The sequence below is a fragment of the Paenibacillus sp. J22R98 genome (assembly GCF_059383835.1).
In genome coordinates this window covers 414,517-441,249 of record NZ_JBXENW010000006.1, presented here as the reverse complement: position 1 = coordinate 441,249, position 26,733 = coordinate 414,517, and the positions used below count along the sequence as shown (strand labels likewise).

Here is a 26,733-nt window from a genome sequence, read left to right as displayed (position 1 = left end):
GAGAGTTCGAATCTCTCGCTCTCCGCCAGATATGGCCCGTTGGTCAAGTGGTTAAGACACCTCCCTTTCACGGAGGTAACAGGGGTTCGAGTCCCCTACGGGTCACCATTTTCTCTAAAAATTCTTCAAAAAAAGACTTGCAATGACACAAGTAATTGAGTTATGATATTACTTGTCGCTCAACACGGAGGCTTAGCTCAGCTGGGAGAGCATCTGCCTTACAAGCAGAGGGTCGGCGGTTCGATCCCGTCAGCCTCCACCATTTAACTTCATAAGAAGTACCTTTTAATGACGCGGGGTGGAGCAGCTCGGTAGCTCGTCGGGCTCATAACCCGAAGGCCGCAGGTTCAAATCCTGCCCCCGCAACCAAAACAATTCGGTAGTACATACCGAGCATTTAATAACGCGGAGCCGTGGTGTAGTGGCCCAACATGCCTGCCTGTCACGCAGGAGACCGCGGGTTCGAATCCCGTCGGCTCCGCCATTTCTTCAAAAGTTCGGCTCGGTAGCTCAGTCGGTAGAGCAGAGGACTGAAAATCCTCGTGTCGGCGGTTCGATTCCGTCCCGAGCCACCATTTTAAATTGTAAGTTCATATGCCGGTGTAGCTCAGTTGGTAGAGCAACTGACTTGTAATCAGTAGGTCGTGGGTTCGACTCCTATCGCCGGCACCATTATGGAGGATTAGCGAAGTGGCCAAACGCGGGAGACTGTAAATCTCTTCCTCACGGTTCGGTGGTTCGAATCCATCATCCTCCACCATTTCTTTACTTAGGGGCATAGTTTAAGGGTAGAACAACGGTCTCCAAAACCGTTGGTGTGGGTTCAATTCCTGCTGCCCCTGCCAATTAATTAGTTGTATGGCGATCGTGGCGAAGTGGTTAACGCACCGGTTTGTGGATCCGGCATTCGTGGGTTCAATTCCCATCGGTCGCCCCATAACAACTACAAAGTACACTTATGCGTTGGGGATTAGCCAAGCGGTAAGGCAACGGACTTTGACTCCGTCATCCCTAGGTTCGAATCCTAGATCCCCAGCCATTTTATGCGGAAGTGGCTCAGCGGTAGAGCATCGCCTTGCCAAGGCGAGGGTCGCGGGTTCGATTCCCGTCTTCCGCTCCATCTTTTATGGCGCCATAGCCAAGTGGTAAGGCAGAGCTCTGCAAAAGCTTTACCCCCAGTTCGAGTCTGGGTGGCGCCTCCACAATTCTTTACAGTTTAATATGTGCCCTTAGCTCAGCTGGATAGAGCGTTTGACTACGAATCAAAAGGTCAGGAGTTCGAATCTCTTAGGGCACGCCATCAATTTGCCGGCGTGGCGGAATGGCAGACGCGCGCGACTCAAAATCGTGAGGGAAACCGTGGAGGTTCGAGTCCTCTCGCCGGCACCATATTAAATAAGACAACCTGTAGGATCTATGATCTTGCAGGTTTTTTGTTGTTTTAGTGTTTATCAATAACATATGCCATTTGATTTTGAAACAATGGCTAGCAGTCAAAGAAAAGGTCTGCACTGAATACCTCAGGACGGTCCATTATTGTCTTTCAGCCTTAAGGTCGGCATGTTCCCCGCCTGAGGTCCAGTAACAAAAACCGTCGCGGGTCCGTTTTGGAATCGCCGAAGATAACCTAGAATAAGAACATAAGCAAGAAACGAAACAAACGAACAAAGCAAAGCGTACTGAGAAGTAACAGCATTTAAACATGGAGAGGCGGTGACATAACAATGAACGGAAAATCTGCATTAGGTGCAATTCTAGTCGTGATTGGTGCATTGATGGTCATGAAGTTTGTAGGAATCCATTTAGGATGGATTATCGGAATGATCATGCCATTCATCTTAATCGGTCTTGGCGTGGTAGGTATTCGCAATAACAGCAAAATCATCGGTGGCATTCTGATCGTAGTCGGAGCTATTATGCTGATTGGCAAATTAGCAGGATTGTTCGCTCTGCTGCTCGCAGTCGGACTTATCGTATGGGGCGTCTCCTTATTCAAGAATCGTAGAAACAGGATCTAACGGTTGAACTAAAGAACATTATTTTATAGCAGTGGACGAAGGAGGCAAGTACGATGAGTATCATGCGGAGAGTGCGGGATATGACGGTTGCGACGCTGAATGAGCGTCTGGAGAAAGCGGAAGATCCCGTAAAGCTGATCGATCAGTTTCTCTGGTCGACAAGAGAAGAGATTATCGGTGCAGAGAAGCTTTATCAGCAATGCGCCGGTCATAACAATCATTTGAAAATGCAGTGGCTGCAAGCAGAGCAGCTCAAAGAAAAGCGGGAACAGCAAGCCATTATTGCGTTGAAAGCCGGCGAGGAGCAAGTTGCCCGCATCGCCCTGATGGAGAAAGCGTCCAGTGAGGAACGCGCGATGCAGTACCGCGAGCTCTATGATCAATCGCTGCAAGGCACGAGAGAATTGGAAGAACAGCTACGCGAGCTTCGCAGTGAATATCAAACCGTATATGAGAAACGGGAGTATTTTGCCGCACGAATGGAGTCGCTTCGCTTACAGCAGCGTATGAATGAGCGTTATACGGGCGGCAGCACGTACGGTTCGGCTGGACAACAGCCGAGCGGGATGTTCCGCAAGCTGGAAGACCGGATTTCGGATATGGAGCTGGAAGCACGCAGCTTGCGTGATCTGCGTAAAGCAGGGCAAGAATTTATTACCGAGGCGGGACATACGCTTCAGAACGTTATCGAACGTGAGATGGAGCAATTGAAACGCAAATTACAACAGGAAGGATGGAAGCCGTAATGAAGAAACTGTATCGTTCGCGCCGCGACAAGAAGCTCTTTGGCTTATGCGGCGGTCTAGCCGAAATGCTGAATGTTGATGCGACGCTGCTGCGGATTCTTCTGATCGTGGTGACTGTCTTTACAAGCGGTGCATTAATACTTGTTTATATTTTAGCCGGATTAGTTGTTCCTAAAGATCCATACCACTACGGCGGATATGGACCGGGCGGTTATAATGGCGGCGGGAATTGGAATAACGGGCCGCATGGCAGCAATTACACGGGTCAGGATCATGGCTTCGGTTATAAAAGCTCGTACAACAACCCGCCTCAGCCACCAGCTTCAGGCGGAGCGAATTGGCAGTCGCCGCCGGCACAGTCGGCTTCTAATATAGATGCCATGATGGAAGATTTGGAGAAACGTGCATTGCGTAAAGAAATTGAAGAGCTTCGTGCTAAATTAGCGAAACATGAGAAGGGAGAGTTTTAACATGAGTATTTTCAAAAGAATGAAAGATATGACGAAGGCATCGTTACATGAGCTGCTTGATAAAATGGAAGATCCGGTTGTAATGCTCAATCAGTACTTACGCGATATGGAGGCTGAGATCCATACGGCTGAGCTCACTGTAGCGAAACAAATGGCAAGTGAGCGCCGCATGAAGCAGCGTCTGGATGAAGCGATTCGCAGCGGTGCAGACCGTGAAGCGAAAGCAGAAACGGCACTTCGTGCAGGTCAAGAGGAATTGGCACGCAAGCTGCTTGAGGAGAAAATCTTCTTCGATCAGAAAACAGTGGAATACACAGAGATGCATGCCAGCGCTAAAACGCAAGCCGATGATCTCATGACACAGCTACACAGCATGAAAGACGAATACTACCAGCTTCGCAACAAACGCAATGAGCTGGCTGCCCGTGCCCAAATGGCAAAGGCAAAGAAACAAATGGCGCAAGTATCGGCTGTACATTCCATCGAGAGCGGCCACGCATCGCGCGGCTTTAGCCGTATGGAAGAGAAGATCATGCAATTGGAAGCTGAAGCAGATGTAATGCGCGTTCCTTACGGCGCTTACAATGCACCTGCGGCGGCAGCAGGCTCTGTAGACCCTGCAAAGCAGCTTCAAATTGAAGAGCAGCTGCAAGCGCTCAAGAACAAGCTTAACCCGCCTGCCGGCGAGTAGGGCTAAACGATAGCATATCCAATAATCATAAAAAGCTACAAACAAGCCATACAGGGTCGATGCGCTATTCAGGCATCGACCACTGGCTTGTCTGCGGTTATACATAGATGAGGGGGTACCGCAGTGAAGGAAGAAGCATCTTCGCCGAAAGCGGAGGCTGAGAAGGAACGATCTTCGAGGACGATGACCGCACCGGCAGCACAAGATATGTTTCCGGCGTATCGGAATGAAGGGCCGCCTTCAGCCATGCAAACGGAGAAACGAAGAAATGCAGCTGAGACTGTATTATGGATACTCGTTATTCTCGGCTTAATTGTGCTGGTTCTGCAAGGAACCGGTTATGTGAAGCTGTTTGCACTGCAAAGTAAAGCAGCGCTGATCGGACTGACGGTAATTGCCCTCTCTCTGGTGCTGGCTGCCGCGTATAGTTATTTGCAAAGCGTGAAACTCCGTGAGGCGATGAAGCGGCTCACGGAGCAGCAGCGCCGTAAACGCCAGCGGGTGACACTGCCTGACCAAGAAGGGGAGGCGCAGGCGCCCGACTCCTTCTCAGAAGAGGATGAAGCATGGACGGAGCAGGTGCGTTTCTCCGCGGTCATTGAGGAGCGGCAACGGCTTGCACGCGAGCTTCATGATGCGGTTAGTCAACAGTTGTTCGCAATATCCATGACAGCGACGGCTGTCAGCCGGACGATGGAGAAGGACTGGGAACGAGCCAAACGCCAGGTGCAGTTAATCGAGGAGATGGCATCTGTTGCGCAATCCGAGATGCGCGCCTTGCTGCTTCATTTGCGGCCGATTCATCTGGATGGAAAAAACCTGGGCCAAGCGCTGCACAGCTTAATTGATGAGCTGAAGCAGAAGGTGCCGATGGCGATTACGCTTGAGGCAGATCCAACGATTAAACTGGATACGGAAGCGGAGGACCATTTGTTCCGTATCGCACAGGAGGCGCTCTCCAATACTCTCCGCCACTCCAAGGCAGAGCATCTCAATATCTATTTGCAGCACGCCGGTGCTTACGTTAGGCTGACGCTGCAGGATGATGGAACCGGCTTTAACCTGGAGGAGAAGAAGCAGACCTCTTACGGATTATTAACGATGGAGGAGCGCGTCAATGTGCTCGGGGGTTCACTAAAACTAATCACTTCACCGGGAAATGGCGTTTTAATAGACATATGGGTGCCTGCGGCTGGGCATGATGGAGGAGGAATATCACCGAATGGAAGCGATCGAACGAATGGACAGCATCGAACAACCTATTAAAGTATTACTCGTGGATGATCACGAGATGGTGCGAATCGGACTTGCCGCTGTGCTTAATACAGAGGATGGCATTGAGGTCGTAGGGGAAGCAAGCAATGGGATGGAAGGGATCCGCCTTGCGCAAGCGTACCGGCCAGATGTCGTCTTGATGGATTTGGTTATGGAAGGCATGGACGGTGTCGAAACGACTCGCAAGCTCTTGGAGCTCTATCCAGACTGCAAAGTAATCGTGCTCACCAGTTACTTAGATGATGGCAAAATGTATCCGGTTATCGAAGCAGGCGCGTTCAGCTATTTGCTCAAAACATCGCGTGCGACGGAAATTGCCGATGCGATTCGTGCTGCGGCAAGAGGGCAGTCCGTACTGGAATCACAGGTTGCCGCGAAGATGATGAACCGATTCCGTCAGCCCAAGGTGGATGCCGTACGTCCGCTTCATGAACAGTTGACAGACCGGGAGATGGATGTGCTGAAATGCGTCGCGAAAGGGTTATCCAACCAAGAGATCGCCGAAGAGCTGTTCATTGGAATTAAAACGGTGAAGTTCCACGTTACGAATATTTTTGCGAAGCTTAGCGTGGATGATCGGACGCAGGCGGCTATTTATGCGCACAAACACGGTTTGGCGGAGTAGTACTTATGGATAAAGGCCGTTTCCCGGACTTCTGGGAGAGCGGCCTTTTTTTGATGGGAGCATGGGAAGTTATAAGGTTCTCCATTTCTTGCGGAAGGCGAGTGGGGTAAGTCCTTCGCGAGCCTTGAAGAGATTGATAAAATGGCTGACATTATCGATGCCGATTTCATCTGCGATGGCTGCGATGGATTGAGTGGTGTATTTGAGCAGTTCCTTGGCTTTCACTATGCGGAGATAGATGAGGTAGTCATTGGGCGACATCCCGATATGCTTCTTGAATTCGCGGGTGAAATGATATTTGCTCACGGCAAGCGCCTTGGCCAAATCATCCATCCGTAATCGTTCTGAATAACGACGTTCCATCTCGCGTACTGCATCGGTTATATAGGTCGGCATTTTGTCGGAATCGGCATCTCTGACATGGGCGGAGAGAATGAGCTCGGTTACTAACTCGGTCAGAAGCTTGGAGGCGAGGAGCTCGGTATGGACGGTTTTATTTTCGTGAATATCGATTAGCGCTTGGATTTGTCTGAGTAGAGGGGACTGCTGCTGCAGCTGCAGACGCGGGTCGCCTTGCTGCGCATACAGCTCGTAGTAATGCTTGCTGGCTCCGCCATAGAAATGAACCCAAGCGAACTCCCAGTGGCCCTTCTCGGCTGTCCGATAATGCTGATGTGCCATGCAGTCGATGAAGAACAGCGATTTGCTTTGCAGGCTGTAGGTTTGCCCGCCATAATCGAGCCGCCCTTCTCCGGAGACGGTGTAGACAAGCAGATAGGAAGGCAGATGCTGACGTTCTGTAAAATAAGGCGGATGTGTCCAGAAATAGCCGGCTTCCTGCACATACATCAACGCTGATCGGGCTGCAACACTGGGCGAAGTAATAAGACGGACGGAATTAGGCGTCCAGCTATGTGAGGCATTCTCCGTATACTGCGGCATGTGCAATCTCCTCCTAATCAGGCTATTACCCTCATTATCTGACGCTTTAGAGAAGATAGCAATATTCTGGTATTTTGAAGCAATATAGCGCGATGTTAATTATGAATTCACCTAATACAATGAATGTATAAATCTATTATTTATTCATTGGAGGAAACGACGATGACCTTGCTCACGCCTATCAAACCGGCAAAAAAACCTCGCATCGGCTTATATTCGATCGGTCTGGAAGCTTACTGGCCGCAGTTTCCCGGACTGCGAGAACGGCTTATGGCGTATGGGAGTCATTTGGAGAAGAAGATGTCTCATCATGGGGAGATCTTCAATTTCGGACTTGTCGATTCGGAGGGCAGGGGGCGGCAGGCGGGTGAATGGTTTAATGAGAAAAACGTAGATCTTGTTTTCTGCCATGTGGCTACATACTCTACGAGCTCCACGGTGCTGCCGATACATCAGATTTGCAGCAAGCCTGTTATCGTCCTGAATTTGCAGCCGACTGCGCGAATCAATTATGCGCAATCGACGACAGGCGAATGGCTGGCGCACTGCGTAGCTTGTCCGGTTCCGGAAATATCCAATGCGTTCAACCGGGCCGGTATTCGATTCCGTGTCATTAATGGTTTGCTTGGGCTCGACTATACGCCTGCTATTTCATTGACGGATGAGGTGACGCACGAACGTCCAGAGGCCATAAAGGCGCTGCGCGAGATTGAGGAATGGATTAAAGCGGCGGGGGTTGTTCGGACACTACGCCATGCGCGGTTTGGTTTTCTTGGGAACACCTATAGCGGCATGCTCGACATGTACAGTGATTTTGCGATGCTTCAGGCACAGCTTGGCTTGCATGTGGAGGTGCTCGAGATGTGCGATCTCGATCGCTTTCTGAAGGAAGTGACGCCGGAGGAGATTGAAGCAAAGCTTGAAGAAGTATATGAAATGTTCGAGATTAGCGGGGATTCCCCTTCGGATCCAATCGCCAAGAAACCAACACAGGAACAGCTCGAATGGTCGGCGCAGGTGGCAGTCGCACAAGAGAAGCTGGTGAGGGCCTTTGACCTGGATGCCCTTACGTACTATTATCATGGCCAGGACGGCAATGAGTACGAGAAGCTGCAGGCTGGTTTTATCGTTGGACATTCGCTGTTAACGGCGCGGGGTATCCCATGCTCTGGCGAAGGAGATATGAAGACGGCCGTTGGGATGAAAATATGCGATATTCTCGGAGCCGGTGGCAGCTTCTCTGAAATTGTCGTGGTGGATTATGTGGATGAAACGATTTTGCTGGGACATGACGGGCCGTTTCATATTGCGATCGCAAGCGAGAAGCCGATCCTGCGCGGGATGGGACTGTATCATGGGAAGAAAGGGACTGGCGTGTCCGTCGAAGCGAAGGTGAAGCGGGGCTCTATTACGACGCTGAATATGACGCAGACCGGGGACGGGAAGCTTGCCATGATTGTGAGTGAAGGGCAGGCGACAAACGGGGAGATCATGCAAATTGGCAATACCCAGACGCATGTGAAATTCGATGTTCATCCCGATGACTATATGGAGAAATGGTTTACCGAAGCGCCAACACATCATTGCGCCATTGCGGTAGGGAGCAGGGCGGCTCAGTTCAAGAAAGTAGCGGAGCTGCTGCAGCTACGTCATGTGACATTGTGCAAAAACAATTAAGGGGAGTGAGTGGCGGTGCAGCGGGTTTCTTTTATTTTGCAAATTGATGAGCGTAATCGTGAGGTGTATATCGAACGGCATCGCAATGTCGATCCGGAGCTGCTTCAAGCATTTGGGGAGGTCGGCATTCGAACGTATAGTATTTTTATCGATGGCGGCAAGCTGTTCGCTTATATGGAGGTAGAAGATTTCGAACAGGCCATGCAGGCGCTTAGTACGCATCCGGCGAACATCCGCTGGCAGCAGTTTATGGCGGATTTGTTGATTAAGAATGAGGACGGCGCAGTTGTGCGGGAGATTACGGAGGTTTTTCATTATTCGGGGGAGGTTGGGTAGAGGGGAAGGCTGTGGGGCAGGGGGAAGAGCAAGGGCAAGGGCAAGGGCAAGGGCAAGGGCAAGGGCAAGAGCATGAGCAAGAGAGAGAGCAAAGCAAAAGCAAAAGCAAATAGCGGCGGCTCCGAAAGTCTGGTTGACTTTCGGAGCCGTTTTTTTGTTAAAGGAGAGTGAGGAGATGATTATAAATGGCGGGGATATCGTTAATATCGTAGTGTGGGATATGGTTTGATGGGAGTGTACCGGCCTGAGGCCAAGCTGCCGTCATGACGGGATTCGTAAGCGTAAGCAAGGATACGTCCTCTGTTGAACGAAGAAGGATTAGCTTGGGATAATGCTCTTGCTTAAAACCTTCGACGAGCACGATATCGACATGCTGCATATGGGCAATAAGGGAGGCAAGCGGCTCAGGGCGAGAACTGATGATGGCACTGCGGGAAGAAGAGCTGATTGCGGTGATGTCGGCACCTGCTTCTTGATGCCGCCATGTGTCCGTTCCCGGTGTATCCATCGTGAAATCATGGGCATCGTGCTTAGCGGTACCCACTGTATAGCCTGCTTGTTTCAAGCGCGTAGTGAGCGTAGTGAGCATCGTGGTTTTGCCGCTGTTTTTGTAGCCGACGATTTGAAGGACGAATGGGGCAGCGCGGCGAAGTGTATTGGAATGAGAGGTCATGAAAGTTGCTCCTTGTTTGGGAATGGATATAGAGTCGTTTATATGTTGATTCGAGTATAGCATAAGCGTATCGCGGGTTTGCCACATTCTGATACAATGGTGGGACATGAGATAGAGTGAGTGGAGGAGAAGTATACGTGAAGCAGCCGCAGGGAGAGACGCGTTTTCGTAGACGCGCAGTCAGAGTTGAGGAAGCAATGCGGCTTGTCCTTGAAGCGGCTGTGCCGGGGCGGCGGGAGATGGTACCGCTGCGGCAAGCCGCAGGTCGGCGGCTGGCGGAGGCGATTACGGCGACGACGGACTGGCCGCCTTTTGCGCGATCCGGACTGGATGGCTTCGCCGTCCGCAGCGCGGATACGGCGCAGGCGTCGCCGAGTACACCGGCGACGCTGCGCGTTGTCAGTTCAGTTGCCGCGGGCGAGCTCGCCTCGGCGGCTGTTGCACCGGGGACGGCCGTCCGCATTATGACGGGCGGACCGGTGCCCCTGGGGGCGGATGCCGTCGTCATGCTGGAGCAGACGGCGGACGCCTGGGTTGACGGGCTGCCGGCGGTGCAGGTGAAACGCACCGCCGAGCCCGGGCAGAACATCGCGCCCCGCGGCGAGGAATTTCGCTGCGGCAGCGTGATTGCGGAGCCCGGCACGCGGCTGCGACCGGGCCACGTCGCTTTGCTCGGCACGTTTGGCTACGCCGACGTGCCGGTGTATGCGCGCCCGCGCGTTGCAGTGCTGGCAACCGGCGCAGAGCTGCTGCCGGTTGAAGCAATGCTCGCGCCGGGCTGCATCCGCGACAGCAACAGCGCCATGGTCGCCGCATTGGTGGAACAATGCGGCGGCGAAGCTCTGGTGCTGGACCGCGTGACTGACGAGCCGGAAGCTACGGCTCGCGCAATTTCCGAAGCGCTGGCGCAATGTGACCTCATCATCACAACCGGCGGAGTGTCAGTTGGGGATTATGATGTCATCGCGAGCCTGTTGCGCGGCTTAGAGCCAAGCGGCGAATCGCCAGTGTCGGCGCCGGATCTTGCGGAAGTGGCGTCAGCCACTGGCCAACCGCCAGCGTCCGTGCCTGCCGGAGAAGCGCCCCTGCAGCAGTCTGCCTCAGCCCCGGGCGATTCATCGGCTCCACCATCCGTGACTGAGAGCGCTGCCTCGCTGAAACCGCCGCATCCCTTCGAAGCCAAGCTTCCACAAGGAAGCCGGCTGCTGTTCAACAAAGTGGCGATGCGGCCGGGCAGTCCGACTTCGGCGGCTGTCATCGAGGGCAAGCTGCTGCTTGCGATGTCGGGCAATCCCGGAGCGTGTTTCGTTGGCTTCGAGTTGTTCGCCAAGCCGGCGATTCAGCGCCTGCAAGGAGCGGGCGTGAACGAGTCGCTGCCGAAGCAGGTGACGGCTAAGCTTGCTTCTCCTTTTGACAAAGGAAGTCCGCACGAGAGATTCGTGCGCACTCGGCTTTTCTCCCGCGAAGGAATGCTCTACGCCGACCCGTTGGCTTTCGGCAAATCCAGCATGATGGCTTCCATCCCGGAAGCCGAAGGGCTCATCCGCTTGAAGGCAAGTCCAGAAGGAACGGCGGCCGACACGACCGTCGATATTATCCTTTTATAATCTGCTTCACTAAATTAGTTCCTCTATAACCATTCATCACTATAAAACCCGCCATCATGAAGCCGACATCAACGACGGCAGCACAACTGGCGGGTTTTCATATTTTCGCATAAACGATAATTTCACATAAACGAATTCACATACAAGCCGCCAAGCGGCAGCTGCAAGTACGACTTAGAAGTAGCACCGTACAGTGTAAAAGATTGAAAACCGCCGGCTTTCGAACTAATCAAAGCTTCGGTCGGCAGCCCTGTAAATCGATCCAGTGCTTCCTTTAGTCGCGAGGTCAAGCTGCTTCTGCCCGTTAGGAGTCGCTTCACCTCATCAGGCCGCGTTTGTATTGCTGTCTCGAACTTCTCCGTATCCAGTTGAAAGCTGCCATCCGAAGCACGGGATAACCCAATAACATCAGCACCGGAACTCTGAACGGCGTCCTGGATCCGGTTCCGCAGCATCGGGTTCAAGTAGCCGGATGCATCGTCATAGATGGCTTGGAGCGAATTGACCTCATCGACAATTCCGCTAAGCTGTTGTGCAACTGCATCCACATCATGCTCCACCATTACGGTGAAATCTGCAGGTGTATCCAGCTTAGTGATCGACACCGATACTTTACCTTGTTGCAGGGATATGTCATTCGACGACGAATCAATGAAAGGCTCACCATTTACCCGATACCTCGCATCCGAAGCATGCACAGAAATACGTCCAATCCCGCTGGCTGAAATAAGATCCCCAATCTGATCCCTTATCTCGAAAGAAAACATCTTGCCGATCGGATTCGAGGAGAGCTCGAGCTTCACGGTACCGGTTGTCCGATCCTCTTGAACGGAAGCGGTCACACCCATCTTGGCATTGTTTATGGTATCGCGGAGCTTACCGAGCGCGACTTCATTCGTTTCTCCGTATTTAATGGAAGTCGAAAAAGCTCTTGTTTCGTTCCCGGCTTTAACAGTGAAAGTATGTGTACCCGTACCCATAATGGAGGGGGCATTCTTGGTCAAGTCAAAGCTTATATTCTTCTGGGCGCGTGCCACAGAATCAACCTGAATGTCATACTGGGAGCGTTCGGCGCCGAAAGCTGCATGTCCCGTCACTTTACTGCTATTCATATTATCCGAAACATTCACAATCCGATTGCCAAAAGCACTCTTATCCTTCATCATCATGTCCGTGACAGCAGCTTTAACCTTGTTTCCTTGCGCCAGCCATGCAGCAGAGCTTACCGCGGCAGCCTTCAATGTATCTTGGGCTTGTCTCGGCAAACCAAAGCTGCCAATCGAACTAAGCAGTTTCCCGGAGCCGGTGGGAGCCTTCTGTGGTTGACGAGAGAAAGGCCAAGAATTGAAATTCGGGTAAAGCGCGTACCTTTCTACCGGAATAATGGGCTCTTGCGTCCTTCGTACGGTTCCGAATACAGCGGGTATAGCATACGGCATAACCATATCAATGCCCTCCGTTCATAGGTCTACTACCATCATATTAAATAAAATTTTCCAATTTGTCGATGATAGATCTTTGTTTTTCGGCAGACAAAAAGCCCGTACCTCGCAGCATAAAACACACCAGGCCTCGGGCTTCGAATCGCCGCGGTTATATGAGTAAAAACAGAAAAGCCAAGGAAGCCAAGTCAAGGGCAAACACATCTCCGAATGGTGAGTAACCATAGCCGTAGCCATATCCATAATACGGATCACCATAGTACGGATCGTACGGATAATAAGCCTGCGTTTGTGCTGCATCTTTCGGTTTAGCTTCCGTCACCGCTTTTTTGCTTCCTTTCTTGCTTTTCACCTTCGAATTCGTCACTTTGCTCTGTTGAGGCGTTTGTGCTTGCGAGCTGGCATGCTTCAGAGCGCCTGCCTGTTCATTGAACATCAGCTTGCCGCCATGACACCGACTCAGAATACCGTAATGTCGCTGACCATCATGTGTAACGGCACAAACGGCCATGCCGCAAAAGTTTTTAATATGATCCTCATGGAGCGGGTAAATTTGATCCACTTTTAGTTGATACCTCCCCCTGGGTTCTTGGATACAGTCTATTCACCTACAGGCGAAAGCGTATGGTTATTTACCTAACAAGGAGTGAAATGATATGGCCGTTTCCCGTTCCGAGGACAATATTGTCCCAAGCTTGCGCCGTCCGAAGCGCACCCCGAAATGGGGCGTCCTGACTGCTCTGCTGGTACTGCTGGCTGCTGGGCTGTGGAGCGCCTACTATGCCAACAACAAAGAGGCTCCAATCACTGCAGGTGAGCGGCTCCGGCATGATTTTGAGGCAGTGTGGACATGGAGCGGCAGTGTATATAAAGGCGGTGTGGAGCAGGCGAATTGGACGTTCCGCTGGGATAGTGCTTCCGATCGAAAGGAAGCGGAGCGTTTAGCCGCTTCGCTTGGGTTCCATTTGACGACAGACCTGGACGGAAAGGAGACTGTCGATGTAATGGCATCTAATGAAGCGGGACATATGAAGCTATGGATTCATACAAGACCGAGCACAGACGAACAGACCGACGATAAGCCGTTTGAGCTTGTCCTGCTGTTGGATGCGGCAGCGGGCACGAGCCGTACTACGATTTCAGAGATGATCGGCAAAGTGGAGCGGGCAACGGAGGGACTTGATATCCAGGGTGGTTTTACCTTGCGCGGTGTACCGGTCCGTGAAGGCGGTGCTGCGCGAATTGCGGTCTCAGCTGCGGCCAAGGAGATTGAATCCTATAACGACGGGCACACGGAGAGCATCACGTATTTCAGCGGAGGGCTGCAAAGCAGTGTACAAAGCGGCTCCGCGAAAGTGAATCTGCAGTTGGCTGAATCGTCTGCGTCGGCAGGGGAGAGCGGGGAATTAATCATCGGAGTACCTTTAATTACAGGGGATTATTCGCTGCCGAATAACTAGAAGTTTGGAAACCGATTCGTTTTTTTTATGTTTGCATGAATAGCATCTATTGCCTCAATATGCTAAACTACATAACATGATCTTACCAATCGTTGTATGAAAATACATAAGAGAGAATGAGGGAAATGACCGAAGTGAGCAAACATGAATCAGTTGCCGCAGAGGGTGCGGTTTATTATTTATTCGGAGCTACAGGAGATTTGGCGCGTAGGAAACTATTTCCTGCGCTATTCAGCTTATATAAAGAAGGCAAGCTGGCCGAGGATTTCGCCGTAGTAGGACTTGCACGCAGACCGCGGACGAATGAGCAGTTCAGAGCTGACGTGTACGAATCGATCAGCGAGTTTTCACGTTACAAATCGGATGATGCCGAGCTTTGGAACCGGTTCGCCGAGCATTTTGTATATATGTCCCTCGACATTAATAATGTAGATGGATTCCGGGAGCTGGCCCGCTTGTCGCAAGGGCTGGATGAGAAATTCAAAATTCCGGGCAACCGATTGTTCTACTTGGCGCTGGCACCGAATTTGTTCGGGCCTGTGTCTTTCAACCTGCGTGATGGCGGCTTGCTGGAATCACCCGGCTGGAACCGTCTTGTTATCGAGAAGCCGTTCGGCTATGATCTCGAATCGGCGCGTAAGCTGAACAGCCAGCTTAGCCAAGTGTTCAAGGAAGAGGAAATCTACCGGATCGATCACTACTTGGGCAAGGAAATGGTGCAAAACATTGAGGTGCTTCGTTTCTCCAACGCATTTTTTGAGCCATTGTGGAACAATAAGCATATCGCTAATGTACAAATCACCCTCTCCGAGACAGTAGGCGTTGAAGAGCGCGGCGGTTATTACGATAAATCCGGCGCATTGCGGGATATGGTTCAGAACCATATGATGCAAATGCTGGCGATGATTGCAATGGAGCCGCCAAGCAGGCTGCATCCGGAGGATATTCGCGACGAGAAAGTGAAAGCACTGCGTTCGCTGCGTCCGTTCGCTTCCGCTGGCGAAGTGAGTCAGCATGTCATTCGCGGTCAATATGATGAGGGTTCGGCGAAAGACAAACCGCTTAGCGGCTATCGCCAAGAGGATTCCGTCAATCCGGAGTCGACGACGGAGACGTATTTTGCCGCTCGCGTGTTCCTCGATAATTTCCGCTGGGCAGGTGTTCCGTTCTATATTCGTACGGGTAAGCGCCTTCCGGTCAAAACAACTGAGGTTGTTATCGAGTTTAAGAATGTGCCCGACAATATCTTATTCGCGCGTCGTCATGATCTGGCGCCAAACCTGCTTGTCATCCGCGTGAATCCGATGGAAGGCATTTATATCAAAATCAATGCGAAAAAGCCGGGCGTCGACAATGTCGTACAGCCGGTTTCGATGGAGTTCTGCCAGAGCTGCATGATCGGCATCAATACGCCGGAAGCTTATGAGCGCCTTATCTATGACGCGGCTCGCGGCGAATCCACCTACTTCACGCGTTGGGACGAGGTTGCGCAGGCATGGTCCTTCGTGGATCGGATCGCTGAAGCATGGCGTGAAGACAGCGCTGATCTGCAGCTCTATCCTGCAGGCTCATGGGGACCTGCTCGCACGGATGAACTCCTTGCCCAAGATGGCTTCCACTGGTGGCCGGTAAACGGTCAAGCTGAGGATAACGTAATTTGGATCTCTGGCGGACCTAAATGATTGCATGCAGGACGACATAGGAGACTTTGACGATGTTCAAAATTTACGATATTTCGATGACAATCGATCCATCGATGCAAGTGTATAAGAATAAAGAAATCAAGATTCCGATCATCACGAATGTGTCTAACCATGACAACGGGCAGGCTGTATACGAATCCCGTCTTGATATGGATGTTCACTGCGGTACGCACGTGGATGCACCTCTGCATATGCTGAAGGATGGCGAGACGATTGAAACGATCGGTCTGGAGCAGCTCATAGGCTATGCTCGCGTTGTCGATCTGACGCATTGCGAGGAATGCATCACACGTGCAGATTTGGAGCCGCTTCACCTGCAGCGTAATGAGTGGGTTTTGTTCAAGACTCGCAATTCGTTCTCGGAAGCATTTGATTTCAACTTTGTCTTCCTGCGCGAAGACGGCGCTCGTTATTTAGTGGAGCTCGGTATCCGCGGTTTGGGTACGGATGCACTTGGCATCGAGCGCGCACAGCCGGAATATCCGACGCACCGCTCTCTGTTCCGCAATAATATTATTATTGTAGAAGGATTGCGGCTGAAGGATGTCGCTGCCGGCAACTATTTTATGGCCATTGCGCCGCTTAAGCTTACGGGGCTGGACGCAGCTCCTGCCCGGGCTTTCTTGATCGGCGGCATGTAAAGGACGAAGGGAACTATCATGAGTAAAACAATGACCGATGAGATTAAACAAGAAGTTGAGAAAAGGCGTACATTCGCCATCATTTCTCACCCCGATGCGGGAAAAACGACACTAACGGAGAAGCTCCTTCTATTCGGAGGAGCCATTCGTGAAGCCGGTACGGTAAAAGCGCGTAAAGCAAGCCGCCATGCGACGAGCGACTGGATGGAAATCGAGAAGCAGCGGGGAATCTCCGTTACGTCTTCCGTCATGCAGTTCGACTATAGCGGTCATCGCGTGAACATTCTCGATACACCGGGTCACCAAGATTTCAGTGAAGATACGTACCGTACGCTGACTGCAGCCGACAGCGCCGTCATGCTTATCGACGTCGCGAAAGGCGTCGAGGCACAGACGATTAAACTGTTCCAAGTGTGCAGCAAGCGAGGCATTCCCATCTTCACCTTCATTAACAAGCTCGACCGCGAAGGACAAAGTCCATTTGAATTAATGGAAGAGCTTGAGCGCGTGCTTGGTATTCGGGCGGTTCCGATGAACTGGCCAATCGGCATGGGACGCGAGCTCTGCGGCGTCTACGACCGGATGAAGAACCAAGTTGAGCTGTTCCAAGGGAATGATCATTCCACGATCGAAGTCGTGAAGGTAAAGGATTATAACGATCCTCATATCCGCGAGATGGCGGGCGACTTCTTGACGGATCAATTGATTCAAGACCTTGAGCTGCTTGATGTCGCTGGGGATCAGTTCGATTACGAGAAAGTCCGTGCAGGCGAATTGACGCCGCTTTTCTTCGGAAGTGCGGTTAACAACTTCGGCGTGCAGACGTTCTTGGAGAACTTCCTGCAGCTTGCTCCATCACCGACGCCGCGTCAGAGCACGAGCGGGCCGGTCGATCCGATGAGCGAGAAGTTTACAGGTTATGTCTTCAAAATCCAAGCGAACATGAACCCGGCCCATCGCGACCGGATTGCGTTTCTACGCATTTGCTCCGGCCGTTTCGAACGGGGCATGAGTGTCCGCCATGTGCGTAACGGCAAGGATATCAAGCTTGCGCAGCCGCAGCAATTTCTGGCGCAGGATCGGGATATCGTAGAAAATGCTTATCCGGGTGATATTATCGGTTTGTTCGATCCGGGTATCTTCCGAATCGGAGATTCCTTGTCACAAGGCGGCGATGTCGTATTCGACGAGCTGCCAACCTTCTCGCCGGAGCTGTTTGCGAAAGTTACCGTGAAGAACGCGCTTAAGCATAAGCAATACCAGAAGGGGATCGATCAGCTGACTGAAGAAGGAACGATTCAAGTGTTCCATTCTACTGGCAACTTCGATGAAACCATTCTCGGCGTTGTCGGACAGCTGCAATTCGAGGTGTTCGAGCATCGGATGCGTTCGGAATATGGCGTCGAAATTCAGCTGCACCGGATGCAGTTCCAGTTTGCCCGCTGGATTGTCGATGATAAGATTGATCCTTCCAAGTACCGGATTAATTCCACACTGGTGAAGGATAAGAAAGACAACTACGTAGCGCTGTTCGAGAATGAATATGCGATGCGTACCGCAATGGATAAGAACCCAACCTCCAAGTTCTTGGAGATGGCTCCTTAATAGGAAAAGACCTCAATCCCGTTAGTTCGCTAACGGTGTTGAGGTCTTTTTGCGTCAGTCGATCAAATCGGGGATAGGTCTGCCTGCCAGCTGCTCCATTCGGCGATGATGCTCGATGGCGGCCAGAATTTGCTGCTTCACATCTTCATTATAGGAACGAATCATCCCAGGGAGCTGGAACAGATCTACGATTACCCAGACAAATAGGGAGGCTCCTGAAAGGATGCATAGGACGATCGCTAAAATGGTGAAAGTGGATGCAGCGGAGAATGCAGTGGTAACGGCTGAAGAAACAGTGCCTACGATGTAGAAGAGTATTGCGGCAATGAAGAGGAGAAGCTGCGCAATACCTGAACCTACACGTTTCAGATAGAAGCGATGCAGGCCAAGATGACCGCCGAGCAGCATCAGATAGGCGACTGCAGTGGATTTCTCGGCACCGCGTAGTTCTGAGTTTAGGATAAGCAGCTCATTTAAGGTCAAGTCATGTTTGGTCAGCATGCGCTTCTCCTTCTCCTTTGCTTAACGTCTCATCGCATTGTTGAAATGCTTCTGTCCGAGCAGCTCATCTATAATTTGACCCTCGACGCGTTGATTCTCTTCTTTCACCATACCATGCAGCAGAAAGGCATCGATTAAGACCCAAATTGCCGAAACGATGTATCCGATAACCGTAATGGTTAGGATAAGCTGTGCAATGGCTGAACCCGTCTTCTTCATGTAGAAGCGATGGGCGCCGAAGCTCCCTAGGAAGAACCATAGTATATAGGCGACAAGCATGTTTTTGCCTTGATTTCTCACTTCTTGATCTAGCAAAATCAGCTCGCGAGCGTCTAATTGACTCTTTTGGGCGATGTTGTACGTTATCATCGATGCAGGTCTCCCTTGTAATAAAATGTTAAAATAAGCGCTAAAAGGATTGACAGGTAACCGCTTGCATGAGAAAATGTACGCGTGTACATTCGATAATTAACTTGGATGGGAGGAAGGACTTATCCGTAAAAAAGTCGCTGAATTAGCAGGAGTGTCGGAAGCGACGGTATCGCGTGTGCTAAACGGCGCCGGGACAGTAAAGGATGAGACGGCGAAGCGGGTCGTGGATGCCGCCAAGCAGCTTGGGTATGTGCCGAGTGCGCTTGCACAGCGGTTTGCGCTGCGCAGAAGCGGTAATCTTGGCGTTATTTTGCCGTTATTGCCTAAGGTGAATCTCTTCTCGACTTATTACTTCTCCGAAGTATTAAGCGGGATCGGGGTTACTGCCAAGCAGCGCGGTTATGATTTGCTGCTCTTGTTTCGGGAAGCTGACGAGCCGCGGGACTATGCGAATCTGTTTCGGACGCAGAAGATTGACGGGTGCATTATATTAGGCGCTCAAGATGTGCCGACGGAACGTGAGGCGCTTGCCGAGCTCAAGGAAGGGGATCATCCCTTCTGCCTCGTTAATCAGCGCTTTGAGGGAGAAGCCTTCAACACGGTGGATGCCGATCAGCGAATGGGAAGCCGGCATGCGGCCAGACATCTGCTGCAGCAAGGCTTTCGGAAGATCTGTTTTCTGAATGGCCCGGCAGAATACTCGAACAGTCTGGATCGATTGAAGGGTTTCCAGCAAGCGCTCGTTGAGGCGCAGGTGCAATTCCAAGCCGAGCATGTGCTGATCGGGAATTATAGCCGCAAAAGCGGCTATCAGCAGGCTGCACAGGTAGCGGAGCTCATCCGCAGCGGCGATGTCGATGCGGTGATTGCCGCGAACGACCGTATGGCGATCGGGCTCATGCAAGGACTGAAGGAGCTTGGCATACGCGTAGGAGAGGACGTTGCGCTTGTTGGCTGCGACGATTCCGATGTCTCGCGGATGACAGAGCCGCCGCTAACATCCATTCGTGTTCCGTTCTACGAAGTTGGCTGCGAGGCGGCATCCCGTCTTCTGGACATGATGACGGAGACCGAACCATCGTCCCCTTTTGAAGTTAAGCTGCCCGTAAAGTTGATTGAAAGGGCTTCCTCCAAGACAACGAGAACGACGACAACCTAACGTGATACATAGGGGAACCTATCGGTTTCACGCTTAATACTTGAGGAAGTTTCACAGTATCGCTAACCTAATTCTATGAGAGGCGGAACAAAACGATGAGCACAATTAGAGTAGGTATGATTGGTTACAAATTTATGGGTAAAGCCCACAGCAATGCTTATAGAGCACTTCCGATGTTCTTCCCTAAAGTAACTCGCCCGCAAATGGCTGTTATTTGCGGCCGGGATGCAGTTGGCTTAGAGCATGCTCGCGAGCAGTTTGGCTGGGAAAGCGCAGAGACAGACTGGCGTAAGCTGGTTACGCGCGATGATATCGATTTGATCGATATCAATGCACCGAGCGACGCACATAAGGAGATTGCGATTGCTGCTGCTGAAGCGGGCAAGCATATTTTCTGCGAGAAGCCATTGGCGCTAAATCTAGCGGATTCGATCGAGATGCTCAATGCTGCTGAGAAAGCCGGCGTGAAGCATATGGTTGGCTTTAACTACCGGTTTGCGCCGGCTGTGCAGCTGGCGAAGAAGCTGGTTTCCGATGGCCGTATCGGTGAAATCTATCATTTCCGCGGATTCTTCCTGCAGGATTGGATCGTAGATCCGCAGTTCCCGCTCGTATGGCGCTTGCAGAAGGAAATTGCCGGTTCCGGCTCGCATGGCGACCTCGGCGCGCATGTCATCGACATGGCTCGGTTCCTCGTCGGCGAATTCCAAGAAGTGATCGGGATGAGCGAAACATTCGTGAAGGAGCGCCCGCTGCCAACGGCTACGATCGGCCTTAGCGGCCTTAGTGCCAAAGGTGAGAAAGATGCGCCTCGCGGACAGGTAACTGTAGATGACGCGACCTTGTTCCTAGCCCGTTTTGCCAATGGAGCTCTTGGCAGCATCGAAGCGACGCGCTTCGCGCCGGGGCACCGTTGCACGAACTCGTTCGAAATCAACGGCAGCAAAGGCAGCATCAAGTTTGATTTTGAGCGCGTGAATGAACTGGAAGTGTACTTTACGGACGATGCTGCGGATGTCCAAGGCTTCCGCCGCGTTATTGCAACGGATGCACCTCACGCCTACAGTGAAGCATGGTGGCCGGCTGGACATACGATCGGTTACGAGCACACATTCACGCATGAGATACACGAGTTTATGCTGGCACTGGCTGAAGATCGTCAGCCTGTTCCGAACTTCGTAGACGGCGTAGAATGCCAAGCCGTTCTGGAGGCTGTCGATAAGTCGATCGCGGAACGCCGTTGGGTAGCGATTTCAGAATTAAGATAAAGAAAACGGACTAACTATTGGAGCAGAGGATGGGAAGCATGAGAAAAGCATTAATCGTTTGGGGCGGCTGGGATGGACATCAGCCGGAGGAAGTAGCGGGTATTTTTGCTGATTTGTTGAATAAAGAAGGGTTCGAAGTCACCGTTTCGGACACGCTTGACGCCTATAAGGATGCGGAGCTCATGGCGCAGCTGGATCTAATCGTACCTGTATGGACGATGGGCTCGATTACGCAGGAGCAGCTGCGTCCGCTGCTCGATACCGTACGTGCGGGCTGCGGCATCGCGGGCTGCCATGGCGGCATGGGCGACTCCTTCCGCAACGATGTCGATTATCAGTTCATGGTTGGCGGTCAGTGGGTCGCTCATCCGGGCAATGACGGCGTTGTGTACGACGTGAATATGGTTCGCGAGGACAATCCGCTTACAAGCGGCATCGGCGATTTTGAAGTGTGCACCGAGAAGTACTACATGCATGTAGACCCGGCCAATGAGGTACATGCCACGACGTCGTTCGGCGATGTGAAAATGCCGATTGTTTGGACGAAGTCATGGGGCGAAGGCCGCGTGTACTACAATTCACTGGGTCATCAAGCCAACATCGTGGCGATGCCGCAAACGCTTGAATTGATGCGCCGCGGATTCCTGTGGGCCGCTCGCAGTCAGGAAGCGTAAGAGAGTTTTATTGGGAGAAGTCGTATAAAGCGATGCACTTTTCATAGCTTATTTGAAATTTATTTTGCGGGAGGAATGGCGTTTCATGAAACCAGTCAAAGTCGGTATTATCGGCTGCGGTAATATCAGCCATGTCTATTTTACAAACTTGAAGAAGTACCCTCAGGTGGATCTTGTCGCGGCGGCGGATATCGATATTGAGCGTGCTAAAGCACGTGCCGCTGAATTCAACTTGAGCAAAGCTTACACGGTAGAGCAGTTGCTCGCAGATCCGGAAATCGAAATCGTCGTTAACTTGACGATTCCGAAGGCACATGCTTCTGTTTGCTTGCAGGCGCTCGAAGCCGGCAAACATGTATATGTGGAGAAGCCGATCGTAGTTACTCGCGAAGAAGGCAAACAAGTGCTTGAGCTGGCGGAGAAGAAAGGCCTGCGTGTCGCAAGCGCGCCGGAGACGTTCCTTGGCGGCGGCATTCAAACTTGCCGGAAGCTTATTGACGAAGGCGCCATTGGTACGCCGGTATCCGCAACGGGCTTCATGCTCTGCGGCGGTCACGAGAGCTGGCATCCGGATCCGGAGTTCTACTATGAAATCGGCGGCGGCCCGATGTTCGATATGGGACCTTACTACTTAACCGCATTCGTTACGTTGCTTGGACCTATTCGCCGCGTTACCGGTTCGGCACGGATTACGCATGCTGAGCGGACAATCACAAGCGAGAAGAAACGCGGCAAGCTTATTCAAGTGGAAACGCCGACTAATATTACAGGCGTTCTCGATTTCGAGAATGGGGCAATCGGTACGTTGCTCACGAGCTTCGATGCACCGGGAGGCACATCGCTGCCGAACATCGAGATTCACGGCAGCAAAGGGTCGCTGATTGTTCCGGATCCGAACGGCTTCGGAGGCAAAGTGAAGCTTCGCCGTGCTGGCGGAGAATGGGAAGAGATCGAGCTGACACATGGCCACATCGACAACAATCGCGGAATTGGCGTAGCGGATATGGCTCGCGCAATTCGCGAAGGCGGCGAGCACCGTGCTAACGGCACAATGGCGTACCATGTGCTCGAAGCGATGCACGGCATTCACGATGCTTCGCGCGACGGGAAGCATTATGTCATGGAGAGCACTTGTGCGCGTCCTGAGCCGATGCCGGCACTTGAAGCACAGTCCCAATAACGATAATATGGAATGAGACACGCAGCCTGCCCGCTCGCTCGGGTAGGCTGATCATTTTCAAACTTATTATTTAGGTTACATAAAAGGAGATTCGTTCATGAGACCAGTGAAAGTCGGCATTGTGGGCTGCGGCAATATCAGCCAAATCTATTTTACGAATTTAAAGAAATACCCCGAGATTGATCTTGTTGCTGCGGCAGATATCGATTTGGAGCGCGCGAAGATGCGTGCGGAGGAATTCGGTCTCTCTAAAGCTTATACGGTAGAGGAGCTGCTTGCAGATCCGGAGATTGAGATTGTCGTGAATCTAACGATTCCGAAAGCACATGCATCGGTTTGCTTGCAAGCGCTGGAAGCTGGAAAGCATGTTTATGTAGAGAAGCCGCTGGCGGTTACACGTGAAGAAGGCAAGAAGGTGCTTGCACTGGCGGAATCGAAAGGCCTTCGTGTAGCAAGCGCACCCGAGACATTCCTTGGCGGCGGCATTCAAACCTGCCGGAAGCTGATTGACGACGGTGCAATCGGCACTCCGATCTCCGTAACCGGATTCATGCTTGGCGGAGGACCAGAGGGCTGGCATCCGGATCCGGAGTTCTTCTATGAAGCTGGCGGCGGCCCGATGTTTGATATGGGGCCTTACTATTTGACAGCTTACATCGCGCTGTTGGGTCCGTTCCGCCGCGTGACAGGTTCGGCAGTCATTTCGTATCCCGAGCGTACGATCACGAGTGAGAAGAAGAATGGCAAAGTGATGAAAGTAGAGACGCCAACGCATATTGCAGGCGTAATCGACTTCCAAAGCGGAGCTGTTGGCACGCTGATTACGAGCTTCGATACGAAAGCCGGCACATCGCTTCCGAACATTGAGATCCATGGAAGCGAAGGCTCCTTGCTTGTTCCGGACCCGAATATGTTCGGCGGTACAATTAAGCTGCGCCGCCTTGGCGGAGATTGGGAAGAGGTTCCGTTCACGCATGGCAATACCGATAATAACCGCGGCATCGGCGTAGCGGATATGGCTCGTGCGATTGTTGAAGGCGGTCAACACCGCGCTAATGGGGCAATGGCTTATCATGTTCTTGAAGCGATGCATGGTTTCCATGATGCATCCCGTGACGGCAAACACTACGTGATGGAGAGCACCTGCGACCGTCCGGAGCCGATGCCTGCGCTTGAAAGCGATACAGCTGTCGTATAAGATACACAGAAAAAGACATTCAAACCGCGTCTTGGTTTGAATGTCATTTTTCTATCTATAGGAGGGTCGCTAATGATCTCGAATGCCATTCGCAGCATGGAAGCTATGCTGGTTTCCGTACCACAACGATTCCGATCACTTGATCGTAACGAAATCGTGCAGCCCCTTTCGGAAGGAAAATGGTCGCGCCTACAGCTGCTGGGGCATCTATGCGATTCATCCATCCATAATTTATGCCGATTTGTTCAAATCGATGGGCATACTGAAGCAATACCGGTCATCGTTCCCTACGACCAAGAGAATTGGGTGAAGGTTCAGCGATATGTTGATGCTCCCCCGGAAGATGTACTTTCGTTATGGGTGAGCCTTAATCAATCCGTCTTGCGAGTCATAACAGGCTTATCGTCATCAAGCTTAGCACGTACAGGACAGTTTCCAAGTGGAGCTGCGGTCACATTAGAGTGGCTGATCGATGATTATGTCGATCATATGGAGCATCATTTACAGCAAATATTCGGGAACGGAGTCGTCAGCTAGGACTCGGGGATGCCGTTTCCGCCGCAGGATGGAGCTCGTCGTAGAGCACCTGCACCATGCGGTTGCGGTCACTTTCGCCGCTGTTTTTCCAAATCATTTCGAACAGTACTCCAAGTCCAGGGAGTGCTTTCTCATCGCTTCCGATGGAGCCTTCAATGACGTCGGTCAATTCTTCCCCTGTTAAATTTTCTACCCGACGAACGATTGCCTGCCGCAAATCAAGATTGTTCAATCTGATCCCTCCATCACATACAGATTCGAGGTTTAATATCTCCTTATGGCCTTGATTTCATGCCGGATGATGACGCGAGGCGTTCGGATATATAAGGAAATTGTGCTATAATAAGCTCAAATTGCTTCAAGGGAGATGGAAGTCTTGCCGAATAAGCAGTACGCGGTAATTGGCATGGGGCGGTTTGGTACAAGCGTCGCTCAATCGCTGTCAAAGCTTGGGTTTGACGTACTGGCGATCGATTCGAATGAGCAGAAAATCGAAGACGTGTCCAATTGGGTGACGCATGCCGTTGCTGCGGATTCCACGGATGAAGATACGATGCGCTCACTCGGGTTGCGTAACTTCGATGTTGTCGTTGTGGCGATTGGCGCAGACATTCAAGCGAGCATTCTAACGACGCTTATTTTGAAGGAATTTGGCGTTCCACAGCTGATCGTGAAAGCGCAAAGCGAGCTGCATGGCAAGGTGCTGACGAAGATCGGTGCGGACAAAGTCGTATTTCCCGAGCGGGATATGGGCATGCGTGTTGCCCATCATTTGATCTCCCCCAACATCCTGGAGTACATAGAGCTGTCTAAGGATTACAGCATCGTCGAGATCAAGACTCCAGCCTTCGCCGTCGGCAAAAACTTGAAGCAGCTTGATATTCGCGCCAAATACAAATGTAATGTACTCGCGATCAAGACAGGGAGCGAGCTCAATATTTCTCCTTATGCGGAGGATGTTATTAAAGCGGACGATGTGCTGGTTATAGTGGGCAAGAGTGAACATTTATCTGAATTAGAGCTTGATTATGCGGAAGGCTGATACTAGCGTGCAAACGAACAATAAACGAATGATGAGCATTACTTCAGTGCAAAATGAGAAAGTGAAAGCGATGGCTGCCTTGCTGGAGAAGAAGCACCGGGACCGTTCGGGCCGCTTCATTATCGAGGGGGTCCATTTGGTGCAGGAGGCGCTGCTAGCCGGTGCCGATGTGGAAACCATCGTGATCGATATGGAACGCGGTGTACCGGGCGAGCTCCGTACGCTGCTCAGCCAAACCGATTGCGAGCTGATTGAAGCTACTCCGGCTGTTATGGCCAAATGTACGGGCACGGACTCTCCGCCGCCGGTATTCGGTGTGGCTGCGAAGCCTTATGCGGATGTGTCCAAGCTGTATCAGCAGGACTCGCTGGTTGTCGTGCTGGATGGCGTGCGCGATCCCGGAAATGTAGGCACGATCATCCGAAGCGCGGACGCGGTCGGCGCACATGCAGTGGTGCTCGGACAAGGCTGCGTCGATCTCTACAATCCGAAGACGGTGCGTTCTACGATGGGCTCGTTGTTCCATCTTCCGGTCATCGAAGGGAATCTCAGCGAGCTGTTGCCGGAGGCTAAGAAGCACGGAATTTCCCTTGTCGGGACAAGCTTGCAAGCTTCGGCTACCTGTTACGGCTATAACTGGAGCGGGCCAACTTGGCTGCTGATGGGCAGCGAATCGCAAGGATTATCAGCGGACGTACTGGGGCAAGTGGATACGAGCATCATCATCCCGATGTATGGTCATTCGGAGTCGCTTAATGTGGCGATGGCGAGTACGATTCTGTTGTATGAGGCGCTGAGGCAGCGGCGGTATGTGGAGTAGGTTGCGCTGCTTATTAATTGTGAGTTGTAATTCATTTTGGCACTAGTTGTAACATTGTTTGGCATAGCGTA

At 51.8% G+C, this 26,733-nt stretch carries 28 protein-coding genes, 14 tRNA genes and 1 pseudogene; 36 read left to right on the top strand and 7 right to left on the bottom strand.

Annotated features, from left to right (window positions below; genetic code table 11):
* Positions 1–33: 33 nt before the first annotated feature.
* The 20 genes from AC50Y3_RS19480 to AC50Y3_RS19385 all read left to right on the top strand — a co-directional run bounded on the left by AC50Y3_RS19480 (position 34) and on the right by AC50Y3_RS19385 (position 5,825).
* Positions 34–108: transfer RNA gene (locus AC50Y3_RS19480), tRNA-Glu, on the top strand.
* A 78-nt stretch (positions 109–186) separates the two neighbouring features.
* A tRNA-Val gene (locus AC50Y3_RS19475) sits at positions 187–262 on the top strand.
* A 30-nt stretch (positions 263–292) separates the two neighbouring features.
* Positions 293–369, top strand: a tRNA-Met gene (locus AC50Y3_RS19470).
* A 38-nt stretch (positions 370–407) separates the two neighbouring features.
* A tRNA-Asp gene (locus tag AC50Y3_RS19465) sits at positions 408–484 on the top strand.
* Positions 485–499: 15 nt separating this feature from the next.
* A tRNA-Phe gene (locus AC50Y3_RS19460) sits at positions 500–575 on the top strand.
* Positions 576–596: 21 nt separating this feature from the next.
* Positions 597–672 (top strand) — tRNA-Thr (locus tag AC50Y3_RS19455).
* Positions 673–676: 4 nt separating this feature from the next.
* Positions 677–760, top strand: a tRNA-Tyr gene (locus tag AC50Y3_RS19450).
* An 11-nt stretch (positions 761–771) separates the two neighbouring features.
* A tRNA-Trp gene (locus tag AC50Y3_RS19445) sits at positions 772–845 on the top strand.
* A 16-nt stretch (positions 846–861) separates the two neighbouring features.
* A tRNA-His gene (locus AC50Y3_RS19440) sits at positions 862–937 on the top strand.
* 27 nt (positions 938–964) lie between these two features.
* A tRNA-Gln gene (locus AC50Y3_RS19435) sits at positions 965–1,039 on the top strand.
* Between the two features lie 6 nt (positions 1,040–1,045).
* Positions 1,046–1,120 (top strand) — tRNA-Gly (locus AC50Y3_RS19430).
* An 8-nt stretch (positions 1,121–1,128) separates the two neighbouring features.
* Positions 1,129–1,202: transfer RNA gene (locus AC50Y3_RS19425), tRNA-Cys, on the top strand.
* Positions 1,203–1,223: 21 nt separating this feature from the next.
* Positions 1,224–1,300 (top strand) — tRNA-Arg (locus AC50Y3_RS19420).
* 7 nt (positions 1,301–1,307) lie between these two features.
* Positions 1,308–1,389 (top strand) — tRNA-Leu (locus tag AC50Y3_RS19415).
* Between the two features lie 335 nt (positions 1,390–1,724).
* Entirely contained in the window at positions 1,725–2,018 is a 294-nt protein-coding gene (locus tag AC50Y3_RS19410) for a LiaF transmembrane domain-containing protein (protein WP_494820370.1), read from the top strand.
* A gap of 53 nt (positions 2,019–2,071) precedes the next feature.
* Positions 2,072–2,764, top strand: a complete 693-nt coding sequence (locus AC50Y3_RS19405) for a PspA/IM30 family protein (RefSeq protein ID WP_494820369.1) — start codon at positions 2,072–2,074, stop codon at positions 2,762–2,764.
* Entirely contained in the window at positions 2,764–3,234 is a 471-nt protein-coding gene (locus AC50Y3_RS19400) for a PspC domain-containing protein (RefSeq protein WP_494820368.1), read from the top strand. The genes AC50Y3_RS19405 and AC50Y3_RS19400 overlap by 1 nt, the downstream gene beginning before the upstream one ends.
* Position 3,235: 1 nt before the next feature.
* Positions 3,236–3,925, top strand: coding sequence for a PspA/IM30 family protein (locus tag AC50Y3_RS19395; protein ID WP_494820367.1), 690 nt, complete (start codon positions 3,236–3,238; stop codon positions 3,923–3,925).
* A gap of 123 nt (positions 3,926–4,048) precedes the next feature.
* Positions 4,049–5,191, top strand: coding sequence for a sensor histidine kinase (locus AC50Y3_RS19390; RefSeq protein ID WP_494820366.1), 1,143 nt, complete (start codon positions 4,049–4,051; stop codon positions 5,189–5,191).
* On the top strand, positions 5,148–5,825 hold the full coding sequence (locus AC50Y3_RS19385; protein WP_494820365.1) for a response regulator: 678 nt from the start codon (positions 5,148–5,150) through the stop codon (positions 5,823–5,825). Before AC50Y3_RS19390 ends, AC50Y3_RS19385 begins: the two co-directional genes overlap by 44 nt.
* Positions 5,826–5,894: 69 nt before the next feature.
* Here AC50Y3_RS19385 and AC50Y3_RS19380 read toward each other — a convergent pair whose 3' ends face one another.
* Complete coding sequence (locus AC50Y3_RS19380) at positions 5,895–6,767, bottom strand: helix-turn-helix domain-containing protein (RefSeq protein WP_494820364.1); 873 nt, start codon at positions 6,765–6,767, stop codon at positions 5,895–5,897.
* A gap of 162 nt (positions 6,768–6,929) precedes the next feature.
* Between AC50Y3_RS19380 and AC50Y3_RS19375 the strand changes: the two genes are divergently transcribed.
* A complete protein-coding gene (locus tag AC50Y3_RS19375) occupies positions 6,930–8,444 on the top strand; it encodes an L-arabinose isomerase family protein (protein ID WP_494820363.1) in 1,515 nt (504 codons plus the stop codon).
* A 15-nt stretch (positions 8,445–8,459) separates the two neighbouring features.
* The gene (locus AC50Y3_RS19370; RefSeq protein ID WP_494820362.1) at positions 8,460–8,780 is read left to right on the top strand and encodes an L-rhamnose mutarotase; all 321 of its coding nucleotides are present in this window, start codon (positions 8,460–8,462) and stop codon (positions 8,778–8,780) included.
* Positions 8,781–8,937: 157 nt separating this feature from the next.
* On the opposite strand, the gene mobB is transcribed toward AC50Y3_RS19370, so the two are convergent.
* Positions 8,938–9,453 carry a molybdopterin-guanine dinucleotide biosynthesis protein B gene (gene mobB / locus AC50Y3_RS19365; RefSeq protein WP_494820361.1) on the bottom strand — a complete coding sequence of 172 codons (516 nt, stop codon included), beginning with the start codon at positions 9,451–9,453 and terminating at the stop codon, positions 8,938–8,940.
* A 116-nt stretch (positions 9,454–9,569) separates the two neighbouring features.
* On the opposite strand from mobB, the pseudogene AC50Y3_RS19360 reads away from it, so the two are divergent.
* Both AC50Y3_RS19360 and AC50Y3_RS19355 read left to right on the top strand, forming a co-directional pair.
* Positions 9,570–10,127 (top strand): annotated as a pseudogene (locus AC50Y3_RS19360) (MoeA family protein); the annotation flags it as partial.
* 27 nt (positions 10,128–10,154) lie between these two features.
* Positions 10,155–11,060 carry a molybdopterin molybdotransferase MoeA gene (locus tag AC50Y3_RS19355; protein WP_494820386.1) on the top strand — a complete coding sequence of 302 codons (906 nt, stop codon included), beginning with the start codon at positions 10,155–10,157 and terminating at the stop codon, positions 11,058–11,060.
* A 122-nt stretch (positions 11,061–11,182) separates the two neighbouring features.
* Here AC50Y3_RS19355 and AC50Y3_RS19350 read toward each other — a convergent pair whose 3' ends face one another.
* Together AC50Y3_RS19350 and AC50Y3_RS19345 are read right to left on the bottom strand one after the other, a co-directional pair.
* Positions 11,183–12,505, bottom strand: a complete 1,323-nt coding sequence (locus tag AC50Y3_RS19350; RefSeq protein ID WP_494820360.1) for a hypothetical protein — start codon at positions 12,503–12,505, stop codon at positions 11,183–11,185.
* A 148-nt stretch (positions 12,506–12,653) separates the two neighbouring features.
* Positions 12,654–13,064 (bottom strand): hypothetical protein, encoded by a 411-nt coding sequence (locus AC50Y3_RS19345; protein WP_494820359.1) that lies wholly within the window; start codon positions 13,062–13,064, stop codon positions 12,654–12,656.
* A gap of 94 nt (positions 13,065–13,158) precedes the next feature.
* Between AC50Y3_RS19345 and AC50Y3_RS19340 the strand changes: the two genes are divergently transcribed.
* From AC50Y3_RS19340 to AC50Y3_RS19325, 4 genes are all read left to right on the top strand, one after another.
* Positions 13,159–13,962, top strand: coding sequence for a YwmB family TATA-box binding protein (locus AC50Y3_RS19340; protein ID WP_494820358.1), 804 nt, complete (start codon positions 13,159–13,161; stop codon positions 13,960–13,962).
* A 125-nt stretch (positions 13,963–14,087) separates the two neighbouring features.
* Entirely contained in the window at positions 14,088–15,644 is a 1,557-nt protein-coding gene (gene zwf / locus AC50Y3_RS19335; RefSeq protein ID WP_494820357.1) for a glucose-6-phosphate dehydrogenase, read from the top strand.
* A 32-nt stretch (positions 15,645–15,676) separates the two neighbouring features.
* Positions 15,677–16,306, top strand: coding sequence for a cyclase family protein (locus AC50Y3_RS19330; protein ID WP_494820356.1), 630 nt, complete (start codon positions 15,677–15,679; stop codon positions 16,304–16,306).
* An 18-nt stretch (positions 16,307–16,324) separates the two neighbouring features.
* A complete protein-coding gene (locus AC50Y3_RS19325; RefSeq protein ID WP_494820355.1) occupies positions 16,325–17,911 on the top strand; it encodes a peptide chain release factor 3 in 1,587 nt (528 codons plus the stop codon).
* Between the two features lie 54 nt (positions 17,912–17,965).
* Here AC50Y3_RS19325 and AC50Y3_RS19320 read toward each other — a convergent pair whose 3' ends face one another.
* Both AC50Y3_RS19320 and AC50Y3_RS19315 read right to left on the bottom strand, forming a co-directional pair.
* Positions 17,966–18,412, bottom strand: a complete 447-nt coding sequence (locus tag AC50Y3_RS19320) for an NINE protein (RefSeq protein WP_494820354.1) — start codon at positions 18,410–18,412, stop codon at positions 17,966–17,968.
* Between the two features lie 21 nt (positions 18,413–18,433).
* A complete protein-coding gene (locus tag AC50Y3_RS19315) occupies positions 18,434–18,781 on the bottom strand; it encodes a TM2 domain-containing protein (RefSeq protein WP_494820353.1) in 348 nt (115 codons plus the stop codon).
* A 124-nt stretch (positions 18,782–18,905) separates the two neighbouring features.
* Between AC50Y3_RS19315 and AC50Y3_RS19310 the strand changes: the two genes are divergently transcribed.
* The 6 genes from AC50Y3_RS19310 (at position 18,906) to AC50Y3_RS19285 (ending at position 24,800) form a co-directional block, all read left to right on the top strand.
* Positions 18,906–19,943 carry a LacI family DNA-binding transcriptional regulator gene (locus AC50Y3_RS19310; RefSeq protein ID WP_494820385.1) on the top strand — a complete coding sequence of 346 codons (1,038 nt, stop codon included), beginning with the start codon at positions 18,906–18,908 and terminating at the stop codon, positions 19,941–19,943.
* Positions 19,944–20,038: 95 nt separating this feature from the next.
* Entirely contained in the window at positions 20,039–21,211 is a 1,173-nt protein-coding gene (locus tag AC50Y3_RS19305; RefSeq protein ID WP_494820352.1) for a Gfo/Idh/MocA family protein, read from the top strand.
* Between the two features lie 38 nt (positions 21,212–21,249).
* Positions 21,250–21,885 (top strand): ThuA domain-containing protein, encoded by a 636-nt coding sequence (locus tag AC50Y3_RS19300; protein WP_494820351.1) that lies wholly within the window; start codon positions 21,250–21,252, stop codon positions 21,883–21,885.
* An 85-nt stretch (positions 21,886–21,970) separates the two neighbouring features.
* Positions 21,971–23,065, top strand: a complete 1,095-nt coding sequence (locus tag AC50Y3_RS19295; RefSeq protein WP_494820350.1) for a Gfo/Idh/MocA family protein — start codon at positions 21,971–21,973, stop codon at positions 23,063–23,065.
* Positions 23,066–23,162: 97 nt separating this feature from the next.
* Positions 23,163–24,263 carry a Gfo/Idh/MocA family protein gene (locus tag AC50Y3_RS19290; protein ID WP_494820349.1) on the top strand — a complete coding sequence of 367 codons (1,101 nt, stop codon included), beginning with the start codon at positions 23,163–23,165 and terminating at the stop codon, positions 24,261–24,263.
* 72 nt (positions 24,264–24,335) lie between these two features.
* On the top strand, positions 24,336–24,800 hold the full coding sequence (locus tag AC50Y3_RS19285; RefSeq protein WP_494820348.1) for a DinB family protein: 465 nt from the start codon (positions 24,336–24,338) through the stop codon (positions 24,798–24,800).
* Here the strand turns inward: AC50Y3_RS19285 and sspI are convergent.
* A complete protein-coding gene (sspI, locus tag AC50Y3_RS19280) occupies positions 24,793–25,032 on the bottom strand; it encodes a small acid-soluble spore protein SspI (protein WP_494820347.1) in 240 nt (79 codons plus the stop codon). The genes AC50Y3_RS19285 and sspI overlap by 8 nt on opposite strands.
* 144 nt (positions 25,033–25,176) lie before the next feature.
* Here sspI and AC50Y3_RS19275 point away from each other — a divergent pair, with 144 nt between their 5' ends.
* Both AC50Y3_RS19275 and AC50Y3_RS19270 read left to right on the top strand, forming a co-directional pair.
* On the top strand, positions 25,177–25,842 hold the full coding sequence (locus AC50Y3_RS19275; protein ID WP_494820346.1) for a potassium channel family protein: 666 nt from the start codon (positions 25,177–25,179) through the stop codon (positions 25,840–25,842).
* Positions 25,843–25,873: 31 nt separating this feature from the next.
* The gene (locus tag AC50Y3_RS19270; RefSeq protein ID WP_494820384.1) at positions 25,874–26,662 is read left to right on the top strand and encodes a TrmH family RNA methyltransferase; all 789 of its coding nucleotides are present in this window, start codon (positions 25,874–25,876) and stop codon (positions 26,660–26,662) included.
* Positions 26,663–26,733 lie beyond the last annotated feature (71 nt).

What these genes read in the sequence shown, in the direction of transcription:
- AC50Y3_RS19325 (WP_494820355.1), top strand. Translation starts at nt 16,325, where the DNA reads ATGAGTAAAACAATGACCGATGAGATTAAACAAGAAGTTGAGAAAAGG.
- AC50Y3_RS19320 (WP_494820354.1), bottom strand. Translation starts at nt 18,412, where the DNA reads ATGCTGACCAAACATGACTTGACCTTAAATGAGCTGCTTATCCTAAAC.
- zwf (WP_494820357.1), top strand. Translation starts at nt 14,088, where the DNA reads ATGACCGAAGTGAGCAAACATGAATCAGTTGCCGCAGAGGGTGCGGTT.
- AC50Y3_RS19380 (WP_494820364.1), bottom strand. Translation starts at nt 6,767, where the DNA reads ATGCCGCAGTATACGGAGAATGCCTCACATAGCTGGACGCCTAATTCC.
- AC50Y3_RS19300 (WP_494820351.1), top strand. Translation starts at nt 21,250, where the DNA reads ATGAGAAAAGCATTAATCGTTTGGGGCGGCTGGGATGGACATCAGCCG.
- AC50Y3_RS19385 (WP_494820365.1), top strand. Translation starts at nt 5,148, where the DNA reads ATGGAAGCGATCGAACGAATGGACAGCATCGAACAACCTATTAAAGTA.
- AC50Y3_RS19375 (WP_494820363.1), top strand. Translation starts at nt 6,930, where the DNA reads ATGACCTTGCTCACGCCTATCAAACCGGCAAAAAAACCTCGCATCGGC.
- AC50Y3_RS19285 (WP_494820348.1), top strand. Translation starts at nt 24,336, where the DNA reads ATGATCTCGAATGCCATTCGCAGCATGGAAGCTATGCTGGTTTCCGTA.
- AC50Y3_RS19400 (WP_494820368.1), top strand. Translation starts at nt 2,764, where the DNA reads ATGAAGAAACTGTATCGTTCGCGCCGCGACAAGAAGCTCTTTGGCTTA.
- AC50Y3_RS19290 (WP_494820349.1), top strand. Translation starts at nt 23,163, where the DNA reads ATGAGACCAGTGAAAGTCGGCATTGTGGGCTGCGGCAATATCAGCCAA.
- AC50Y3_RS19340 (WP_494820358.1), top strand. Translation starts at nt 13,159, where the DNA reads ATGGCCGTTTCCCGTTCCGAGGACAATATTGTCCCAAGCTTGCGCCGT.
- AC50Y3_RS19315 (WP_494820353.1), bottom strand. Translation starts at nt 18,781, where the DNA reads ATGATAACGTACAACATCGCCCAAAAGAGTCAATTAGACGCTCGCGAG.
- AC50Y3_RS19405 (WP_494820369.1), top strand. Translation starts at nt 2,072, where the DNA reads ATGAGTATCATGCGGAGAGTGCGGGATATGACGGTTGCGACGCTGAAT.
- AC50Y3_RS19330 (WP_494820356.1), top strand. Translation starts at nt 15,677, where the DNA reads ATGTTCAAAATTTACGATATTTCGATGACAATCGATCCATCGATGCAA.
- AC50Y3_RS19295 (WP_494820350.1), top strand. Translation starts at nt 21,971, where the DNA reads ATGAAACCAGTCAAAGTCGGTATTATCGGCTGCGGTAATATCAGCCAT.
- AC50Y3_RS19350 (WP_494820360.1), bottom strand. Translation starts at nt 12,505, where the DNA reads ATGGTTATGCCGTATGCTATACCCGCTGTATTCGGAACCGTACGAAGG.
- mobB (WP_494820361.1), bottom strand. Translation starts at nt 9,453, where the DNA reads ATGACCTCTCATTCCAATACACTTCGCCGCGCTGCCCCATTCGTCCTT.
- AC50Y3_RS19305 (WP_494820352.1), top strand. Translation starts at nt 20,039, where the DNA reads ATGAGCACAATTAGAGTAGGTATGATTGGTTACAAATTTATGGGTAAA.
- AC50Y3_RS19270 (WP_494820384.1), top strand. Translation starts at nt 25,874, where the DNA reads ATGAGCATTACTTCAGTGCAAAATGAGAAAGTGAAAGCGATGGCTGCC.
- AC50Y3_RS19410 (WP_494820370.1), top strand. Translation starts at nt 1,725, where the DNA reads ATGAACGGAAAATCTGCATTAGGTGCAATTCTAGTCGTGATTGGTGCA.
- AC50Y3_RS19395 (WP_494820367.1), top strand. Translation starts at nt 3,236, where the DNA reads ATGAGTATTTTCAAAAGAATGAAAGATATGACGAAGGCATCGTTACAT.